This window comes from Desulfonatronospira sp. MSAO_Bac3 (genome assembly GCF_003838035.1).
Classification (GTDB): Bacteria; Desulfobacterota; Desulfovibrionia; order Desulfovibrionales; family Desulfonatronovibrionaceae; genus Desulfonatronospira; species Desulfonatronospira thiodismutans.
The window spans coordinates 1-2833 of sequence record NZ_QYZY01000385.1 but is presented as its reverse complement, the minus strand read 5'-3'; the positions used below and the strand labels follow the sequence as shown (position 1 = coordinate 2833).

Here is a 2833-nt window from a genome sequence, read left to right as displayed (position 1 = left end):
TGTTCCTACTCTTCATCAGGCAGCTCAAAGGAAATATAGTTGATGCCTCCGATCTTGATATGCCTTATGTTTTCGGCATATTTTCCCAGAAGAAGAAGCCCGAGTTCTGCGGGATCCACCTCTCCGTCTTTTTCCTCTAGTGCCTCAAGGGCAAAGTCCAGGTCCCGGGCAGAGGAAGAGTCGATGAATTCCACGTAAATTTTTCTGTTTTCCCTGCGCAGGTTCACCTGCATGCGCGGAGCCTTGAACTCTTCTGAAGCGCAGAGATAAGCGAAAAGTTCCTCTGCGGTGAGGTGCAGCTTCTGTAACTGATAAGGGGCAATCTTCCTGGCTGAGGCGTATTCATTGATAAAATTCTGCAGCCGGGTAAAATCCCGCACGTTGCGCTCCACGACAAAGCTGGCCTGGCCTGCGGGTCTCAAGTGAAAGAGAAGGCTTAGCAAAATAGCGGCAAGTCCGCCCATGGCCATGCCATTGGCCATGAAAGGCTCGGCAGCTTCCGGAATCATATCAGGGAAAAAGAACTGGTTTTCAAAGGCATAGCCTGTCCAGAAGGAAACCCCGATTATAATCCCGCTTTCATAATTAAGCCCATGGGAAGCCGCCAGCTTTATCCCGGTTACAAAAAGCATGGACAGCAGGACAAACAAAAAAGCCCCGATTACAGGGGAAGGAATTGCGGCAATGAGTGCGGCCATTTTGGGGGAAAAGGCCAGAAGCACCAGGATAAGGGCAGCGCAGTAGCCGACCCTGCGGGCGGAAACACCGGTAAGCTCCACCGCCGGAATGGCATTGGAATAGGTGGTGTTGGGGATTGTTCCCAGGGCTCCGGCTATTGCGTTGGCTGTACCATCGGCATATATGGCCCCCTGGACCCTTTCATAGTCGATTTTGCGGAAATTTCGCTGTGAGATCTTCTGGATGGCCATGCTGTCGCCCAGGGTTTCCACGCCCCCCACAATGGTCACCAGGGCAAAGGCCAGGTATATGGACAAAAACTCAGGTGCAGGGACCAGGGAGAATCCAGGCCAGCTGCCCGAAGGCAGTCCGGCCCAGCTTTCCCCGGCCAGCCCGGAAAAGTCGGTCATGCCCAGAAATGATGCCATGAGTGTGCCGGCAAAAATACCCAGCACCAGGCTCCACAAACGCACCACCCTGTTTCCGAACACCGCCAGGAGGAGGATGAACACCAGAGTGCCCACTGATACCAGGAGGTAGTAACTTTGCGGAACATCCTCCTGCTGTCCGCTCATGAGATCCAGGGCGATTCCCAGCACACTGACTACAATGAGCATTATGATCACGCCTCCCACCAGGGGAGTGATGATCCTGCGCAAAGGACCTAAAAACAGCCCGAAAAGAATCTGCAGCGGAGCCGAAAGAACAGCCATGGTGGCCACCAGGGACATGCCCCCTACCTCGGCCGCTGCCAGAGAACAGGCGATAAACGCCCCTGAGGAACCGATAAACAGCAGATACCCTGCCCCGATTTTGCCCACCCGCCGGACCTGGACAAAGGTACCGATGCCGCTGGCCACAAGCGAGGCGAAAATGATCCAAGAGAACTGCCCGGGGTCGATTTCAGCCACCCTGGCCACCACCACCGGAGTAATGGTTATGGGACCAACGATGAGCAGTACCAGCTGCAGGCCCAGCAATGCACTCATCCACCATGGAGGATGCTCGTCAACGGCATACAAAAGATGGCCCGGAGCCCTGGACCGTTTCTTCATGTCTTTGAAAGTCGAACTTTTATTATTCTGCATGCAGCATTTCCGGCGAGATACATGGTTAAGGATACTTATTCTGATTCAATCGCTGTGATTTCGACTGGAAAACAGGTCTGCAATTAACTCTACAACGACACTTATCCGTCCATAATTTAACAATTAATCCATTTTCTAAGTGTAGTTGCAGGGTAAAAAATTTACGCAAAACATATCAATATGCGACTGCAAAAAGTCGGATACTGAATGGTTACATTTATTTGAACTTACCCCGAACCTCTGACTTCTGATCCCTGTTCATGAAAAAGTGATTTGAGGTCAATACCGATCCAGTCTTGAAAGCCGGGCACCTTGACCCACAAAGCGAGCGACTCCGGCACTGCGACTACCTGATAAACGGTCCGGATATCACCTTGATCCGGCCAGGTGGGTCCGCCCTTTTCCAGGGGCGTGTCCAACATGTCCATCATTTTCCCCAGATCAATATTTCCCTTGTATTTGCGGGCCTGCTCCAGCAGGTTGTCGCGGCGCTCAACGGATCGAAACCCGGTACCCTCCTGTTGCATCAGACCCCATGAGGGATCAACAAAATGGTTGGTGGACACCAGAAGCCCGGGCTCATCCCCTGAGCGGCGGAGGAGATCAAAAGGTGGCCATTCATAGGAATAAGCCCCCCTGGAGTCGGCTGTATTAATAATATAGGAAAAATTGGAACGGGTGGTGTTCATGGCCGCGTCCAGTTGTTCCATGCTTTCGTAGTCGAAAAGAAAAGCCATGAGATTGCTTATGGCATGTACCCGGTTGGTATAGGTGAGTCCACCACCGGAAGGTAATGCATTGTTCAGCTCCAGAAAAAGCCCCTTGGCATTCATTCCGGTTGTGGCATAGATTACCCCGGCAAGGGTGACAATAGTAGCTGGAACTCCGGAATCCGGATTGAAGACGGTAACGGTGAGGCTTTCGGCAAAATCCGTGTAGCTGTCGAACCAGTCGTAGTTTCTTCCGGCAATCAGCTGTCCGCCGGGCGTATAATCATCCCAGGCAAATATGGCGGAGCATCCGCTCATGGTGCCGTAAAGTTCCAGGGCATTGAGCAGGATGTGCTC

General features: G+C 52.5%; 2 protein-coding genes. Both read right to left on the bottom strand.

Translation table 11 applies throughout. The features are described from left to right. Positions 1 to 5: 5 nt before the first annotated feature. Positions 6 to 1766 carry a uracil-xanthine permease family protein gene (locus D5S03_RS13465; RefSeq protein ID WP_008870053.1) on the bottom strand — a complete coding sequence of 587 codons (1761 nt, stop codon included), beginning with the start codon at positions 1764 to 1766 and terminating at the stop codon, positions 6 to 8. 227 nt (positions 1767 to 1993) lie between these two features. Then, a partial coding sequence (locus D5S03_RS13460) for a C45 family autoproteolytic acyltransferase/hydrolase (RefSeq protein ID WP_287044441.1) occupies positions 1994 to 2833 on the bottom strand: 840 nt, incomplete at its 5' end.